General features: G+C 68.7%; 13 protein-coding genes and 1 tRNA gene. 11 read left to right on the forward strand and 3 right to left on the reverse strand.

All coding sequences use genetic code 11. The features are described from left to right. The first annotated feature begins 52 nt into the window (after positions 1-52). The 8 genes from lptE (at position 53) to ACM2ZB_RS21205 (ending at position 5,190) form a co-directional block, all read left to right on the forward strand. Entirely contained in the window at positions 53-637 is a 585-nt protein-coding gene (gene lptE / locus ACM2ZB_RS21170) for an LPS assembly lipoprotein LptE (protein WP_416056869.1), read from the forward strand. 13 nt (positions 638-650) lie between these two features. Then, positions 651-1,688 (forward strand): DNA polymerase III subunit delta, encoded by a 1,038-nt coding sequence (gene holA / locus ACM2ZB_RS21175; protein WP_416056870.1) that lies wholly within the window; start codon positions 651-653, stop codon positions 1,686-1,688. Positions 1,689-1,691: 3 nt separating this feature from the next. Then, positions 1,692-2,357: a nicotinate-nucleotide adenylyltransferase gene (gene nadD, locus ACM2ZB_RS21180; protein ID WP_416056871.1), complete on the forward strand. Its 666-nt coding sequence runs from the start codon at positions 1,692-1,694 to the stop codon at positions 2,355-2,357. Between the two features lie 58 nt (positions 2,358-2,415). After that, entirely contained in the window at positions 2,416-2,826 is a 411-nt protein-coding gene (gene rsfS, locus ACM2ZB_RS21185; protein WP_313442587.1) for a ribosome silencing factor, read from the forward strand. 64 nt (positions 2,827-2,890) lie between these two features. Further along, positions 2,891-3,361, forward strand: a complete 471-nt coding sequence (rlmH, locus tag ACM2ZB_RS21190) for a 23S rRNA (pseudouridine(1915)-N(3))-methyltransferase RlmH (RefSeq protein ID WP_079222687.1) — start codon at positions 2,891-2,893, stop codon at positions 3,359-3,361. A 22-nt stretch (positions 3,362-3,383) separates the two neighbouring features. Next, positions 3,384-3,460: transfer RNA gene (locus ACM2ZB_RS21195), tRNA-Asn, on the forward strand. Between the two features lie 147 nt (positions 3,461-3,607). Beyond that, on the forward strand, positions 3,608-4,168 hold the full coding sequence (locus ACM2ZB_RS21200) for a hypothetical protein (RefSeq protein WP_416056872.1): 561 nt from the start codon (positions 3,608-3,610) through the stop codon (positions 4,166-4,168). 62 nt (positions 4,169-4,230) lie between these two features. Further along, a complete protein-coding gene (locus ACM2ZB_RS21205) occupies positions 4,231-5,190 on the forward strand; it encodes an alpha/beta hydrolase (RefSeq protein ID WP_416056874.1) in 960 nt (319 codons plus the stop codon). A 122-nt stretch (positions 5,191-5,312) separates the two neighbouring features. Here ACM2ZB_RS21205 and ACM2ZB_RS21210 read toward each other — a convergent pair whose 3' ends face one another. From ACM2ZB_RS21210 to ACM2ZB_RS21220, 3 genes are all read right to left on the reverse strand, one after another. Further along, positions 5,313-8,102: a TonB-dependent receptor gene (locus tag ACM2ZB_RS21210; RefSeq protein ID WP_313442582.1), complete on the reverse strand. Its 2,790-nt coding sequence runs from the start codon at positions 8,100-8,102 to the stop codon at positions 5,313-5,315. A gap of 215 nt (positions 8,103-8,317) precedes the next feature. Next, positions 8,318-8,977, reverse strand: a complete 660-nt coding sequence (locus ACM2ZB_RS21215) for an energy transducer TonB (protein ID WP_416056875.1) — start codon at positions 8,975-8,977, stop codon at positions 8,318-8,320. Positions 8,978-9,200: 223 nt separating this feature from the next. Further along, the gene (locus tag ACM2ZB_RS21220) at positions 9,201-9,938 is read right to left on the reverse strand and encodes an SIMPL domain-containing protein (protein ID WP_416056876.1); all 738 of its coding nucleotides are present in this window, start codon (positions 9,936-9,938) and stop codon (positions 9,201-9,203) included. A gap of 129 nt (positions 9,939-10,067) precedes the next feature. Here ACM2ZB_RS21220 and ACM2ZB_RS21225 point away from each other — a divergent pair, with 129 nt between their 5' ends. Genes ACM2ZB_RS21225 through ACM2ZB_RS21235 form a run of 3 tightly spaced genes read left to right on the forward strand, consistent with a single transcriptional unit; the run spans position 10,068 to position 16,056 of the window. Further along, a complete protein-coding gene (locus ACM2ZB_RS21225) occupies positions 10,068-10,676 on the forward strand; it encodes a Maf family nucleotide pyrophosphatase (RefSeq protein ID WP_313442576.1) in 609 nt (202 codons plus the stop codon). After that, positions 10,669-12,156, forward strand: coding sequence for a ribonuclease G (gene rng, locus ACM2ZB_RS21230; RefSeq protein ID WP_313442574.1), 1,488 nt, complete (start codon positions 10,669-10,671; stop codon positions 12,154-12,156). Before ACM2ZB_RS21225 ends, rng begins: the two co-directional genes overlap by 8 nt. A gap of 30 nt (positions 12,157-12,186) precedes the next feature. After that, the gene (locus ACM2ZB_RS21235; protein ID WP_416056877.1) at positions 12,187-16,056 is read left to right on the forward strand and encodes a YhdP family protein; all 3,870 of its coding nucleotides are present in this window, start codon (positions 12,187-12,189) and stop codon (positions 16,054-16,056) included. Positions 16,057-16,084: the final 28 nt, after the last annotated feature.

Below are 16,084 nucleotides of genomic sequence, written 5' to 3' on the forward strand. Positions count from 1 at the left end.
CTCGGGCACGCTGTCTGTTGCCGTGATCGCCCGGCTCCGCCAGACTGTTCCCATGACCCGAATTCTGCTTGCCCTCGTTCTTGTCCTCGGCCTTGCCGGCTGTGGCTTCCACCTGCGCAACAAGTTGATGCTGCCGACCGACACCGCGCCGGTGAAGGTGGTGTCCACCGCGCCCTACAGCGAGCTGGTCAAACTGTTGAACCGCAGCCTGCTGGCGTCCGGTGCGAAGCTGGCCGATGAGGACAGCAAGGACCCGGCAGCACAGCTGCAGGTGCTGTCCGAGCGCTGGGGTGACCTGCCCATCGCCATCGATGCACAGGGCCGTGCGCAGGAATACAGCCTGCGCTATGCGGTCATCTTCATCTTCCGCCGCGAAGACGGCAGCGAGCTGGTGCCGCAGCAGGTGATCGAACTGTCGCGCGACTACGTGTCGCCGCCGACCGACGCCACCGGTACCACCACCGAACGCGAGATCCTGGCCAACGAACTGCGCCGGGAAATGTCCGCCTCGATCATCCGCCGCATCGACAGCGTGGTGCGTGCCGAGCTGGAGCGGGGCGGCAGCCTGTCCGCGCCGAAGCCGGCCCAGCCGGTGGATGGCGAGCCGGCGGCCGTGCCGGCACCGGTCAAGCCCTGAGCTGCCGTAGACGATGGAACTGCGACCGGAGCAGCTGGCCAGCCAGAGCGGTGACACCGCGCTGGCGCCGGTATACCTGATCGCCGGCCCGGAAACCCTGCGCGTGCTGGAGGCCGCCGATGCGGTGCGCGCCCGCGCCCGCGCCGCCGGCATCGACGAACGCGAGGTTTTCGACGCCGACGGCCGTGATTTCGACTGGAACCAGCTCGACGCCAGCTTCAACGCGCCCAGCCTGTTCAGTGCGCGGCGCCTGGTGGAAGTGCGCCTGCCCAACGGCAAGCCAGGCAAGGAAGGGGCCGAGGTGATCAGCCAGTTCTGCGCCAATCCGGCGCCGGACGTGATCCTGATGATCACCGCCAACGAATGGAGCAAGGCACACCAGGGCAAGTGGGCCGAGGCGGTGAACCGCGTCGGCGTGCTGTCGGTGGCCTGGGCGATCAAGCCGCACGAACTGCCGGACTGGATCGAGCGCCGCCTGCGCAGCAAGGGCCTGCGTGCCGATGGCGCAGCGGTGCAGCGCCTGGCCGAACGCGTGGAAGGCAACCTGCTGGCCGCGGCCCAGGAGATCGACAAGCTGGCGCTGCTGGCCGATGGCCAGGCGCTGGATGTGGAGCGCATGGAGTCGCTGGTGGCGGACGCCGCGCGCTACGACGTGTTCCGTCTGGTCGAGGCGACCTTCTCCGGCCAGCCCCAGGCCGTGCTGCGCATGCTGGCCGGCCTGCGCGGCGAAGGCGAGGCCGTGGCCGCGCTGATGCCGATCGTGATCCGCGAGCTGCTGGCCGGTGCCGCCTTGGCGCGGGTACAGGCCCGGGGGGGCAATCTGGCCGCCGAGATGAAATCGCGCGGCATCTGGGAATCGCGGCAGGCGCCTTACAAGCGCGCGCTGCAGCGGCACCCGGAAGGCAAGCGCTGGGAACGTTTCGTGGCCGAGGCCGGTCTGGTCGACCGCATCGCCAAGGGGCGCGCCGACGGTGACGCCTGGCTGGCCCTGGAACGCCTGCTGGTGGCCGTGGCTGAAGCCCGTGCCGTGCGCCTGCTCGCGCGGGCCTGAGTGATGAGCCTGCGGATCTACTACGGGGGCACCTTCGATCCGGTGCACCTGGGCCATCTGGCCATCGCGCGTGCCGCACGCGACGAACTGCAGGTGGCCGTGCGCATGCTGCCGGCGGCCGATCCGCCGCATCGTGCTGCCCCCGGCGCCACTGCCGAGCAGCGCTGCCGCATGCTGTCGCTGGCCATTGGTGACGAGCCGGGCCTGCTGCTGGACCGGCGCGAGCTGGATCGCGCCGCCCGCCATCCCGGCCGCCCGTCCTACACCGTCGATACCCTGCGCGAACTGCGTGGCGAACTGGGGCCGAGCCGGCCGCTGGCCTGGCTGGTCGGCGCCGACAGCCTGCTGGCCCTGTCCAGCTGGCATGAATGGCAGGCGCTGTTCGGGCTGGCCCACTTCATCGTGGCCGAGCGCCCCGGCAGCCCCCTGCGGGCGGCGGTCGCGGGCGAGCTGGGCCAGGCCCTGGAAGGGCGCTGGGCCGACAGCGAGCAGGCCCTGTTCGCCGCGCCCGCAGGACGTGTCCTGCGCCTGCACCACCCGCTGCGCGAGGAATCGGCCAGTGCCGTGCGCAGCCAGATTGCCGCCGCCGGGCCATGGCGGGCCATGCTGCCACCGGCCGTGGCCGACTACGTGGCCGGGCAGGGCCTGTACCGCCCCGGTACACCGTGAATGGCGCAAGCGCGCCCAGCCCGTATAATCGCCCCTACGTTTATCGAGTCGATCCACTTTGAGCAACCAGACCCAGCCCCAGACCATCAAGGTCGATCTGCCCAGCCCGCCGCCCTCCGTGCCGCAGCTGCTGGCCAGCGTCCGCCAAGCCACCGAAGACCTGAAGGCCAAGGACCTGGTCGAGATCGACGTGCGCGGCCGGTCCAGCGTTGCCGACTACATGATCGTCGTTTCGGGCACCTCGACCCGCCACGTCAAGTCGATCGCCGATGAAGTCGTGCGCTTCGCCAAGAACATCGACGTGATGCCGCTGGGCGTGGAAGGCGAGCGCGAAGCCGAGTGGGTGCTGGTCGACCTGGGCGACATCATCGTCCACGTCATGCTGCCGCGCGTGCGCGAGTTCTACGCCCTCGAGCGCCTGTGGACGGTCGGCGACCAGCCGCCGCCCAGCGACGACGAAGTGGCCTGAGCCACGCGTTGATGCACCCCTTCGACGGCGCCGATGGCGCCGTCGACGTTTTGGAGAACCGTTGATGAAAGCCCGCCTGATCGCCACCGGTGAACGCGCACCCAGCTGGGTCGCGCAGGGCTTCGCCGAATACCAGAAGCGGCTGTCGCATTGGCTGCCGTTCGAACTGGTGGAAATCGAACCTGGCCTGCGCGGCAAGGGCCGCGATGCGCGCCGTGCCACCGAGGACGAAGGCAAGCGGGTGATCGCTGCGCTGCCGAAGAATGCCTATGTCGTCGCGCTGGATGTGCCGGGCCGCCAGCTCAGCTCCGAACAGCTGGCCCAGCGCCTGGAACACTGGCGCGGGCAGGGCAGGGACCTGGCATTCCTGATCGGCGGCCCGGAAGGGCATTCGCCGGAAGTGTCCGCGCTGGCGGACGAGAAGTGGTCGATCGGCCCGTTGACCCTGCCGCACATGCTGGTGCGGTTGGTGGTGGCCGAGCAGCTGTATCGCGCTGCGGCAATGATTGCCAATCACCCCTACCATCGCGCGTGAAGAGTGGTTATACTGGTCGTCTGCCCGAATAGCTCAGCCGGTTAGAGCACTTGACTGTTAATCAGGGGGTCGTTGGTTCGAGTCCAACTTCGGGCGCCACCTTGAAAAACCTGCATCGCGAGATGCAGGTTTTTTTTTGCGTTGCGTGCGGCGATGATCATGGCCTGGCCCACGGCATGGAATGCCCGATGCAAAGCCTTCGTGTGTTGTTGATGGCGTGGGTTGCCTGTGCAGCCTTGTCTGGCTGTGAGCAAGTCACGTCTTCGCCGTCCTGCCGCGCCGCGCGTGGCCACAGCGATGGAGACGGCGGCACTGCTGCAGGGGGTGATCGCACAGGGCAGGCTGGCCACGCGCGGCACAGGGGGCGGCAGGCCGGCGCCGGTGGTCCTGCTGGACCGTACCGCCTGCAACGCGGCCAGCACCTGTGATTACCGCATCGATACGGATGTGGGAGCCGCGGCGTTCGATGCGTTCGCACCCGCATCGCTGCGGCGCGCATTGCATGACCACAACGCGGTCGCCGCTGAGCTGGAACTGCCTGCGCTTGCGGGTGTGGTGCCGGTATCCAGCGCGACCCTCGCCCAGGTGTCCGACTGGCCGGACTGGGCAGGCTTCCATCGCACCTACCCGCACAGTGCTGGCCTGATGTGGATCGCGCAGCCGGTGGTATCGGTCGATGGCCGCCAGGCACTGATGTTCGTCGCCTTCGCGCAAGGCGCGCGTCACGGCAGGCACAGCCTGTACCTTCTGCTGCGCACGCGGTCTGGATGGCAGGTGACCGGCGAGCGGGTGCTGGTCGAAAGCTGAGGGTGCATGCAGCCGGGCAGGCCCGGCTCTACACTCCACGTCCATCAATACGGAGGTTGGACATGCGTGCGTTTGCCGTGGCGGTTCCGATGGTGCTTGCGTTGCTTCCCTTCGCTGCAATGGCGGCACCGGCCACGTGGCAGCCGCCGCAGGGCACCACGGAAATGCCACTGTGGCCGGATGGCAAGGTGATGGCACCGCCGAAACTGAAAGGCCCCGAACAGGTCCGCGACGCAACGTCCAAAGGCAGCGGCGAACGCTGGGCGATGCTGCAGAACGTGGCACTGCCGACGTTGACCGTGTTTCCCGCGAAGGACGGCGGCAACGGTGCCGCGGTGATGGTCGTGCCCGGCGGAGGCTACCGTGTGTTGGCGATGGACCTGGAGGGCAGCGAGATCTGTGACTGGTTGACCGCGCAGGGCATTACCTGCGCGCTGCTGAAGTACCGCGTACCGGCATCCGGACCCAACTGGGACCCGGACTGCAACTGCCGCGATATTCCTGCCGTGCCGATGGCGCTGCAGGATGCTCAGCGCGCGATGGGCCTGCTGCGTTCGCAGGCCGGGCGCTGGGGCATCAATCCGAAGCGGGTGGGGGTGATCGGTTTTTCGGCCGGCGGCCATGTGGTCGCCGGACTGAGCACGCACGCACAGCGCAGCTACAGTCCGGTCGATGCTGCGGATGCGCAGCCGAGCCGCCCGGATTTCGCGATGGTGATGTATTCCGGGCATCTGTGGGCGGGGCATGCACACGGCCTGTCCCTGGTCGATGACATTGCCGTGGATGACGCAGTGCCGCCGACGTTCATCGTGCAGGCTACCGATGACGCCACCGATGACGTGCGCGAATCACTGGCCTACTACCGCGCGCTGATCGACGCGCGGGTACCGGTGGAGATGCACCTGTTCGCGCGTGGTGGCCATGCCTTCGGCCTGCGGGTGAAGGACGCGCCGGTGGCGGAATGGCCACACCTGGCCGAACGGTGGATGCGCGATATCGGCATGTTGCCCGCGCCTTTGTAGGGCCGAACCCATGTTCGGCGGCGGTGGACGACCCGCCGCGCGCAGGCTCGACTCTACCGTTCCAGCAAAAGCAAAGGCCCGGGCGGATGCCCGGGCCTTTGCAGGTGCAGAACCTTCGTGGATCAGTTGAAGGTGTACTTGGCGCCGACGGTGAAGTAACGGCCGATCGCGCCGCTGAAGTGCAGCGGGTTGTAGTTGACCGCGCCGTAGGTGCTCGGGTCGAGCGGGGCGATGCGGTCGAACACGTTCTGCACCGATGCGTTCAGTTCGAAGGCGTCGGTGATGTTCCAGCGGCCGGACAGGTCGAAGGTGGTGAAGGAGGAGATCTTCTTCACCGGCGTACCGTCTTCGTAGAAGGCCAGGTAGTCGCCACCGCGGCGATCCTTGTTCTCCATGCTGTCGATGTAGTTGACCACGCCGCTGACGCTCCACGGCCCCTGCTTCCAGGTGGTGCCGAAGTTGATCTTGTCCTGCGGGGTGCCGATGCAGTTGGTCACATCGCAGTTGCCGTGGGTACCGACGTAGTCGACGGTGGTGTCACCCTCGGTACGCTCGAACTTCAGGATGTGGCTCCACTGCAGGTCCATCTCCAGCTGGCCCGGACCCAGGTCGAAGGTCTGGCGCACGTCGGTGTCGATACCGCGGACACGCGAGGAGTTGGCGTTCACGTACGCGGTGTTGACCGCCAGGATGGTGCCGCTGTTGGCCACGCCGCCGATGTTGTTGGCATCACGCAGCACGTTGCCGGCGGCGATCGCGTCAGCGGTGCTGCCCTGGGCGATTTCGTTGGTGCGCTTGATTTCCCAGGCGTCAACGGTCAGCGAGGTGGTGGAGGTCGGCTGCAGCACGATACCCACCGAGTAGCTCTTGGACTCTTCCGGCTTCAGGTCCTTGTTCGGGCGGGTGATGATCGCCACCGAGCGCGCGGTGCACTCGTTGGCCGGATCGATGGCGCAGCGCACCGGATCGCGGGCGTTGGAGAAGGCAGCCAGGCCACCGTCACCGTTTTCGGCCGGGTTCGGCGCGCGGAAGCCTTCGGCGTAACTGGCGCGCAGGGCGATCCAGTCGGCCGGGGTCCACTTCACGCCCAGCTTCGGCGTGGCCTTGCCTTCACCGCTTTCGTACTTGTCGTAACGCACGGCGCCGGACAGTTCCAACGATTCCAGCACCGGCGCGGACAGTTCGGCGTAGCCGGCGTACACGTTCTGGGTGCCGTCATAGGCCGAGTAGCCCAGACCGATGATCTGGCCGACGTCGGTGAAGGTCTGCGGGGTCAGGCTGTTGCTGGTCTTGCGCCACTCGGTACCGAACGCCAGGCCCAGCGGGCCGCCCTTCAGGTCCATCAGGCTGCGCGAGATGGTGAAGTCGAACATGTCCAGGCTGGACTTGGCGCGGGCGCTGATGGTCGGGCTGATCGCGTCGTACACCGACTGCGGCGTCTGCGACGCGTTGTCGCCGATGCGCCAGGTGCCGTACGGGCAGGCCGGGTTGCCCAGCACGCAGCGCACGGCGTCGTAGTTCAGGAAGCCGGTACGCTTGTTGACCAGGTCGGTGCCCGAATGCAGGTAGGCGGTGTCGTAGCTCCACTCACCCCAGTTGCCCTTCACGCCCACCAGGAAGCGGTTGAACTCGTTGGTGTTGTTGGTCACGCGCGGGCCCACGTCCCAGGCGCTGTAGCGCAGGCGCGCAGCGTAGGGCAGCGGGTTGTCCGGGTGGCCGGCATACAGCTGGGTGGCACCCGGGCCGCTGTTGGCGTTGACCGGGCCGCCGGGGTAGCCCCAGCCGCCGGACACGCCGGACGGGGTGTTGCTGAAGATGGTTTCCTTCTTCGAGTAGCCGATCTCGGTGTAGACCTCGCCGCCTTCACCGAAGGCGAAGCTGGCACGGCCGAACACGTTGACGTACTTCTCTTCCGGGCTCAGGTCGCGGTACTGCTGCGCCGGATCCCACAGGCAACCCTGCGCCTGCGCGGTGGCATCGGTCTGCCCCGGAATGGTACTCACGCCGGCACAGCCCGGCAGGGCGACCAGGTGGCCGGTGTTGTCGAACACCGAACCGTTCGGGCCGGTGCCGCCGGCGGTGCCGCCGGACAGGTAGGCGCCGCCCAGGAACTGCGCATCCGCAGCGTCGTAGCCCCAGCGACGGATATCGCCGGTGCCGATCCACTTGCGGTTCTTGCGGTCGCTGATCTTGATGGCGTCGGACTTGCCGACGTCCAGGCTGAAGAACGCGTTCCAGCCATCGCTGGCCAGGTCGCCGGTACCGGCGGTCAGCGTGGCCTTCTTGGCATCGCCATCACCATCACCGGACACGCCGTAGGAACCACGCAGGATCGCGCCCTGGAAGTCGCTGCGCAGGATGATGTTGACCACGCCGGCGATGGCGTCGGAGCCGTAGATGGCCGAGGCGCCGTCCTTCAGCACTTCCACGCGTTCGACGGCGTCGAGCGGAATGGTGCTGAGGTCGGTGAACACCTTCTGGCCGTCATCGGCCAGGCCGTAGGTCGCCATGCGGCGGCCGTTCAACAGCACCAGGGTCGAACCGGCACCGAGGCCGCGCAGCGAAATGCCCGCGCCGCCACCGGCGAAGCCGTTGCCGAAGGTCTTGGGAATGGAGCCGGCGCCGTCGGCGGTCAGCGTCTGCAGGTATTCGGCCACCGTGGTCTTGCCGGTGCGATCGATTTCCTGGCGGGTCACCACCTGCACCGGCGACGGCGTTTCGGTGTTGGTGCGCGGAATGTTCGAACCGGTAACGGTGATCCGGTCAAGGTTGGTGGCCTGTTCCTGTGCGAACGCAGAGGAGGAAGCCACGGCGCCGACCAGCAGCATGGCGCTGCCGGCGAGGATATGGGTGATGGACGTTGCCAGGTGGTTTTGGCGGCGGCTGGCGGGCCGTTGGATCGGGTGTTTCACAGCTTCTCTCCTGACTGGAAAACTCGAGCATTGAGGGCGGTCACCGGTGTGTCCCGGGACGCGTCAATCTAGGTTTCTGGCAGGTGACGGAGGCGTGAAGATTTACTTAATTCGTAACGAAATTTGGACTGGGGCGAAAGGTTTTGGCGTGAACGGCCTTGACCTGACCCCTCCAGCAGGGGCCGGCCCGGCATGGCACCGGGCCGGCGGGGGGCTCAATCGGGCAGGGAGAACTGCACCGGCACCATGCCGATGGCCGGCACGGCGGTGCCGTCACGCTCGGCCGGGACGAAGCGCCAGTGCCGCAGGACCTGCTGGCGGGCGGCTTGGTCCAGGCTGCGCGAGCCGCTGCTGCGCTCGATGCTGACGTTCACCGGCTGGCCGCTGGGGTCGACCTCCACCCGCAGCAGGACGGTGCCCTGCTCGTGGTTGCGCAGGGCCGGTACCGGGTAGGCCGGCGGCGGGGCGCTGCGGTACTGCAGCTGCGCGCCGGTGACCGGCGTGCCGGGCTCCAGGGCCGGGGTGGCCTGCACCGCGGTGGGTTCGGCCGCCGGCAGGATGATGCCCTGGGCCTCTTCCAGCGTAGCGGTGGGGGTGGGCAGCGGCGGGACGACCATCGGCGTGGTCTTCGGCTTGGGGTCGACCTTCACCTGGACCAGCTCCGGCGGCACCGGGGTCGGCTCCGGCGGTTTCGGTTCCTCCTTGGGGATCAGCCTTACTTCGGTGTTGTCGCGGGGCAGTGCGGTAACGGCCTGGTAGGTTGCCGGGATCAGCAGCAACAGGAAGGCCAGCAGGTGCAGGGCGATGGCCGCGCTCCAGGCGGCAACGCGGGCGGGATCGAACTGCAGCGGTACAACGGGATACGTACGAACCATGGTCCACCTCCATGCCAGTGACGAAGTCCTCAACGCACCAGGGCCGCCATCGGGGTTGCCGCACGCGGCTGGCAGTCAATCATTAGCGCCGGGCCCCGGCCACTGCCTAGAGGCAGGGGCCATGCCGTTGGGCTGGGCTTCATCTGCACGGCCCAGCCGGCTGCCCGCAAATGAAAACGGCGCCCCAGGGGGCGCCGCGTTCAGGGGCGGGCAGCGCCCGCGGTCAGTGGCCCAGTTCGAACACCACGTCCAGGTTGACCGAGACGGTCGATTCACCCGGGGCGACCGGGGTGGCCTTGTCCATCGCCGCGCCGGCGGCCATGGCCCGCATCATCGGCATCGGGCGGAAGCCGCCGTTGCTGTTCTCGGAAATGCTGACGATGCGGCGCACCTGCAGCCCCAGCGACTTCGCATAGGTCTGGGCACGGGCCTGGGCCTTCTTCAGGGCGGCCAGGCGGGCTTCGTCATAGACCGGTTCGGGCTGGTCGATCTCGAACTGTGGGCCGTTGATCTGGTTGGCGCCCTGCGCGGCCAGCGCATCGAGCACCTTGCCGAGCTTGGCGATGTCGCGCACCTTCAGGCTGACCGTGTTGCTGGCCTGGTAGCCGGTGATCTTCGGCGCTTCGTTGTCGGCGTAGCGGTATTGCGGGTTGAGGCTGACCCCGCTGGTCTGCACGTCGCGCTCGGCAATGCCGGCGGCCTTGATCGCGGCCAGCACCTTGTCCATCTGCTGGGCGTTCTGGCGCATGGCGCTGTTGCCATCGGCGGCCTGGGTGACCACGCCGGCCGACAGGGTGGCCACGTCCGGCACGCGGGTGGCTTCGGCATTGGCCGAGATGTTCAGCAGGGTGCCTTCGGCCGGGGCGGCGATCGACGGCGACGACGGGGCGGCGTGGGCGGTCATCGAGGCTCCAAGAGCGAGGGACAGGGCAAGCAGCAGCGGGGGGGCGGTGCGGCGCATGGGATCTCCTTGTTGTGCCGTGAGGGTGGTGTCGTAGCGATGAACGCGCTGTGAGTCCATTCGGGGTTGCAGACCTTCGGGAACGGGTTGCCGACGATTCAGGCAGCGGCCTCAGGTTATGCTGTGCCGATGCTCTATCTCGCTTCCCGCTCCCCCCGACGCAACCAGCTGCTGGCCCGACTCGGACGCCCCTTCCAGGCCCTCGACCTGGAGGTGCCCGAGCAGCGTGCGGCCGCCGAAAGCGCCGAACAGTATGTCCGCCGGGTCGCTGCCGACAAGGCGCGCGCCGGGCTGTCCCGGGTCCTGGCCGACGACCCGCAGGCGCGGGTACTGGGCTCGGATACCGAGGTCGTGCTCGATGGCGAAGTGTTCGGCAAGCCGGCCGACGCGGCCGACGCGCGGGCCATGCTCGCCCGCCTGGCCGGGCGCACCCACCAGGTGATGACCGCCGTGGTGGTGGTGGGCGCTGAGGGGCTGGACAGCGAGCTGGTCGTTTCCGAGGTCACCTTTGCCGCGATCAGCGCGGCCGACATCGCCGCCTACGTGGCCAGCGGCGAGCCGCTGGACAAGGCCGGGGCGTACGCCATCCAGGGCGGGGCCGAGCGCTGGATCGAACACCTTTCCGGCAGCTACTCCGGCGTGATGGGGTTGCCGCTGCTTCACACCGATCGTCTGCTGGCGCGCTGCGGCGTGCCGGCCCCCATTGCCGATGCCGCCAGGGAGGCTGCCGATGTCTGAGGAAATCCTGGTCAATGTGACCCCGCGCGAGACCCGGGTCGCGGTGATCGAGAACGGCATGCTGCAGGAACTGCACATCGAGCGCGGCTGGCGCCGCGGTGTGGTCGGCAACATCTACAAGGGCAAGGTGCAGCGGGTCATGCCCGGCATGCAGGCGGCCTTCGTCGAGGTCGGCCTGGAACGCGCCGCGTTCCTGCATGCCAACGACGTGGTGCGGCCGGCCCCGGTGGCCAGCGCCGATACCGAGAACACCACCCTGCCGCCGCCGTCCAGCGTGCCCATCGTCGAGCTGCTGCGGGATGGCCAGGACATCGTGGTGCAGGTGGTGAAGGACCCGATCGGGACCAAGGGCGCGCGCCTGACCACCCAGATCAGCATTCCCTCGCGTTACATGGTGCTGCTGCCGCAGTCCAAGGTGGTGGGCGTGTCGGCCCGCATCGAGGATGAGGGCGAGCGTGCCCGGCTGAAGGCGCTGGTGACCGAGCTGTCGGCCCAGCATGGCGGCTACGGCTACATCGTGCGCACCAATGCCGAAGGGCAGCCGGCCGAGGCCATCGCCGAGGACGTGGCCTACCTGTCGCGGGTCTGGAACGTGGTCGAGCGCCGCGGCCGCGAGGCACCCTCGTGCAGCAACATCTATGAAGACCTGAGCCTGCCGCTGCGCTCGGTGCGCGACCTGATCCGCAAGGACGTGGACAAGGTGAAGGTCGATTCGAAGGAAACCTTTGCCCAGCTGCAGGCTTTCGTGGCCAAGTACATGCCGGTGCTGGCCGAGAAGCTGGAGCTGTATTCGGGCGACCGCCCCATCTTCGACATGTTCGGGGTGGAGGACGAGATCGGCCGTGCGCTGGACAAGCAGGTGCCGCTGAAGTCCGGTGGCTACCTGGTCATCGACCAGACCGAGGCGATGACCACCATCGATGTGAACACCGGTTCGTTCCTCGGCCAGCGCAATCTGGAAGAGACCGTGTTCCGCACCAACCTGGAGGCCGCGCAGGCGGTGGCCCGGCAGCTGCGCCTGCGCAACCTGGGCGGCATCATCATCATCGACTTCATCGACATGGATGATGCCGAGCACCGCCGCCAGGTACTGCGCACGCTGGAAAAGGCGTTGGCCCGCGACCATGCCAAGACCACGGTGTACGACTTCTCGCCGCTGGGCCTGGTGGAAATGACCCGCAAGCGCACCGTCGAAAGCCTGGAACGGCAGCTGTCGGAAACCTGCCCGCAGTGCAGCGGGCGTGGTTCGATCAAGACCACCGAAACGGTGACCTACGAGATCTTCCGCGAGATCACCCGCGCGGTGCGCCAGTTCGAAGCGGCGCGCCTGCTGGTGATCGCCTCGACCAAGGTCGTGGCGCGCATCACCGACGAGGAATCGGCGGCGGTGGCCGAGCTGGAAGAGTTCCTAGGCAAGAGCATCCGCTTCCAGGCCGATGAGCAGTACCTGCAGGAACAGTTCGATGTCGTTCTGCTCTGATCCACGCCGGCAGTACGCCGGCCGAGGCCGATGAGCGCGCCGCCGCGCCTGCGACTGCGAAGGATCCGCCGTCATTTCATCGCCGTGTGCGCGGTCGGGCTGGTTGTACTGGCCGTGCTGGTGGGCACGCTCAGCCAGCTGCTGCCGCTGGCCGAACGCCACCCCGAGGCCATCGCGGCGTGGCTGAGCGAACGCGCCGGCCAGCCGGTGCGCTTTGATCGCCTGGATACCGCCTGGACCCGGCGTGGCCCGCTGCTGCAGCTCAAGGGCCTGCGCATCGGCGCCGGCCAGGGCCTGGCCATCGGCGAGGCTGAAGTACTGGTGTCGATGTACAGCGGGCTGCTGCCCGGCCGGTCGTTGACCGAACTGCGCCTGCGCGGCCTGGCGCTGGACCTGGAACAGGGCCCTGATGGCCGCTGGACGGTGCGTGGGCTGCCGCAGTCCAGCAGCGGCGGTGATCCGCTGGATGCGCTGCGCCGGCTGGGCGAACTGCAGGTGATCGGTGGCCGCCTGAGCGTGCGTGCACCAGCCCTGGGCGTGGACGCCACGCTGCCACGCATCGACCTGCGCCTGCGCGTGGATGGCGACCGCCTGCGGGTGGGCGTGCGTGCCTGGGCAAAAACCGATGCACTGCCGCTGACCGCGGTGCTGGACCTGGACCGCCGGCGCGGCAACGGCCAGGCCTGGCTGGGCGCCGATCCGGTCGATTTCCAGGCCTGGTCGCCGCTGCTGGCGGCCGGTGGCATGCGCCTGCGCGAGGGCAAGGGCGAGCTCAATCTGTGGCTGACCCTGCGTGATTTCGCGCCGGTGGCCCTGACCACCGATTCGGATCTTCGGCAGGTGCGCATCGAGGGGGCGCCGATGCCGGGTGTGGCCACGCCGAATCTGCAGCTGCAGCGCCTGCAGGCGCGCCTGCGCTGGCAGCGGCAGGGCGACGGCTGGGCCTTGCAGGTGCCGCGGCTGCGGCTGCAGGGCGAGGCCGGCGAGCAGCAGATGGATGGCCTGCAGGTGCAGGTCGGCAAACAGCTGAGGATCAGCAGTGGCACGGTCCAGGCCGGCACCGCGCTGCGCGCGCTGGCGTTGAGCGATCGCCTGGATGCAGGCCTGCGCCGCTGGCTGTACCTGTCCAAGCCGCAGCTGGACGTGCAGGCGCTACAGGTGCGCGGCGAGCGCGATGGCCCGCTGTGGGCGCAGGGCGAACTGCAGTCGCTGGGCTTTGCCAGCGTGGGCGATGCGCCGGGCATGCGCGGCCTGGCCGGCCGTTTCGAAGGCGATGCCAATGGCTTCAGTCTGCAGTTGCAGGCGCAGCGCGAGCTGCAGTTCGACTGGCCGACCGGCTTCGGCGTGCGTCACGACCTGCACCTGGCCGGGCAGGTGGTGGGCTGGCGCGACGAAGGTGGCGGCTGGCGCATCGGCACCCCGGCCATGCGCGTGGAAGGTACCGATTACGCGGCCGACGTGCGCGGCACGGCCTGGTTCCAGGGCGATGGCACCCGGCCCTGGCTGCAGCTGGCGGCCAAGCTGGACGATGTGCCGATGACCGCCGCCAAGCGCTTCTGGATCCATTCCAAGATGAGCAAGGGCGCCACCGACTGGCTGGACATGGCCTTGGCCGGCGGCGAGGTGCGTGGCGGCATCGGCCTGGTCAGCGGCGACCTGGACGACTGGCCCTTCGACAACAACGATGGCCGCTTCGAGGCCACCGGCCACATCAGCAATGGCGATATCCGCTTCCAGCACGACTGGCCGCTGATGAGTCAGGTGGATGCCGATGTCGCCTTCATCGGCCCCGGTTTCCACATGCAGGGCCGGGGTGACCTGGCCGGCGTGGCGGTGCAGAAGTTCGAGGCCGGCATTCCCGATTTCGGCCAGCAGCCGCTGTACGTGCGCGCCGACAGCCAGAGCGAGGCGGGGCGCCTGCTGGCGATGCTGCGGCAGAGCAGCCTGCACAAGGAATACGGCGAAACCCTGGACAACCTGGTGGCCAGTGGGCCGGCCAACGTGCATTTCGACCTGCTGCAACCGCTGCACCACGACGAAGGGGGCGGCCACCTGCAGGGCACGGTGGACCTGGCCGGGGTGAAGCTGGTGGAAAAGCGCTTCCAGCTGGAATTCGATGCCATGCGCGGGCAGGCGCGCTACAGCAACGGCGGCTTCGCGGCCGAAGATCTGGCCGTGCGCCACCTGGGCCAGGACGGCCGGCTGAGCCTGCGCGCCGGCGGCGATGTACGTGACCCCAAGCTGGCCTTCGAATCGGAGCTGGCCGCCAGCCTGGATGCCGGCGTGCTGCTGGACCGCGCTCCGGAAATGGCCTGGCTCAAACCCTATATCCACGGCACGTCGGCCTGGACCATCGCGGTGAACCTGCCCAAGGTGGCGCCCGGCGCACCGGCCCCGCCCAGCGAGCTGCGCCTGCGTTCGGATCTGGTCGGTACCCGCCTGGACCTGCCGGCGCCGCTGGACAAGCCGGCCAGCGATCCGCTGGCGACCACGGTGGCCGCGCAGCTGCCGATGGGCGATGGGCGCATCGATGTGGCGTTCGGCCAGCGGCTGGCGCTGGCCGCGCGCAGCCACAACAACCAGACCGGCGTGCAGGTGACCCTGGGCAGTGATCGCGTCGACCGCGAGCCACCGCCCAATGGCCTGGCCGTCAACGGCCGCAGCCCGACCCTGGACGCGCTGGAATGGATCGGCCTGGCCCGTGGCGCGGGCGGCGATGGCGACCCGATGCCGCTGCGCACGGTGGATGTGCAGGTCGACAGGCTGATGCTGATCGGTGGCATCTTCGAAAAGACCCGGTTGCAGCTGCACCCGGGGCCGCAGGCCTTGGACGTGCGCATGGACGGCCCGTCGCTGGCCGGCCGCCTGAGCGTGCCCAACGCCGATGGCGGCACCATCAGTGGCCAGCTCGACCGCGTGCACTGGCAATCGTCAGCGCCGGCCGCGGGCACGGCGGCCGCACCTGCAGCCGCCCGGCCGCAGACCGGGGCCAATGACATGGACCCGGCCAAGCTGCCGCCGTTCGCACTGGACATCGCCGACCTGAAGTTCGGCAAGGTGGTGCTGGGCCAGGCCGTGCTGCGCACGCGACCGCTGGGCAACGGCCTGAACGTGGACGAGCTGCGGTTCCGTGCGCCGGACCAGGAGATCGACATCACCGGCCGCTGGCTGGGCAAGGGCGCGGGCGCACGCACCGAACTGACCGCGCAGGTGCGCAGCGAAGACCTGGGCGGGCTGATGCAGAACCTGGATTACGCCGGCCAGCTGCGCGGCGGCTCCGGCCAGGCGCAGCTGCAGGCGGCCTGGGCCGGCGGACCGTCGGATTTCCAGCTGGGCAACCTGCAGGGCACGCTGGACATCGATGCGCGCAACGGCCAGCTGTTGGAACTGGATCCCGGCGCGGGTCGCGTGCTCGGCCTGCTCAGCGTGGCCCAGCTGCCGCGACGGCTGATGTTCGATTTCCGCGATTTCTTCTCCAAGGGCTTCGCCTTCAACCATATCGAAGGCGGCATGCAGTTCGCCGATGGCATGGCGCGCACCGACAAGGTGCTGATCGAAGGCCCGGCGGCGAACATCACCATCCGCGGCCAGACCGACCTGCGTCAGCAGCAGTTCGACCAGACCATCGACGTGAACCCGCGCGCGGGCAACCTGCTGACGGTGGTCGGTGCGGTGGCCGGTGGCCCGGTGGGCGCTGCCCTGGGCGCGGCCACCAATGCGGTATTGTCCAAGCCGCTGGGCGAGATCGGCGCGCGTACCTACCGGGTGACCGGCCCGTGGAAAGAGCCCAAGGTGGAAGTGATCGAGCGCAGCCGCGACCGTGCCCCGGCGCCGCCGCGCGCGCCGGCCCCGGCCCCGGGCGTGCCGCCCACCGTCACCGACCTGCCGCGCCCGCGTTGAGCGTCGCGGCCCCTGTTCATCAGGCGGC

Source organism: Stenotrophomonas maltophilia, assembly GCF_047782825.1.
Lineage (GTDB): Bacteria > Pseudomonadota > Gammaproteobacteria > Xanthomonadales > Xanthomonadaceae > Stenotrophomonas.

Bases quoted from the DNA above. Each gene is read 5' to 3' on its own strand.
- lptE (WP_416056869.1), top strand. From the start codon at position 53: ATGACCCGAATTCTGCTTGCCCTCGTTCTTGTCCTCGGCCTTGCCGGC.
- holA (WP_416056870.1), top strand. From the start codon at position 651: ATGGAACTGCGACCGGAGCAGCTGGCCAGCCAGAGCGGTGACACCGCG.
- nadD (WP_416056871.1), top strand. From the start codon at position 1,692: ATGAGCCTGCGGATCTACTACGGGGGCACCTTCGATCCGGTGCACCTG.
- rlmH (WP_079222687.1), top strand. From the start codon at position 2,891: ATGAAAGCCCGCCTGATCGCCACCGGTGAACGCGCACCCAGCTGGGTC.
- ACM2ZB_RS21205 (WP_416056874.1), top strand. From the start codon at position 4,231: ATGCGTGCGTTTGCCGTGGCGGTTCCGATGGTGCTTGCGTTGCTTCCC.
- ACM2ZB_RS21215 (WP_416056875.1), bottom strand. From the start codon at position 8,977: ATGGTTCGTACGTATCCCGTTGTACCGCTGCAGTTCGATCCCGCCCGC.
- ACM2ZB_RS21220 (WP_416056876.1), bottom strand. From the start codon at position 9,938: ATGCGCCGCACCGCCCCCCCGCTGCTGCTTGCCCTGTCCCTCGCTCTT.
- ACM2ZB_RS21225 (WP_313442576.1), top strand. From the start codon at position 10,068: ATGCTCTATCTCGCTTCCCGCTCCCCCCGACGCAACCAGCTGCTGGCC.
- rng (WP_313442574.1), top strand. From the start codon at position 10,669: ATGTCTGAGGAAATCCTGGTCAATGTGACCCCGCGCGAGACCCGGGTC.
- ACM2ZB_RS21235 (WP_416056877.1), top strand. From the start codon at position 12,187: ATGAGCGCGCCGCCGCGCCTGCGACTGCGAAGGATCCGCCGTCATTTC.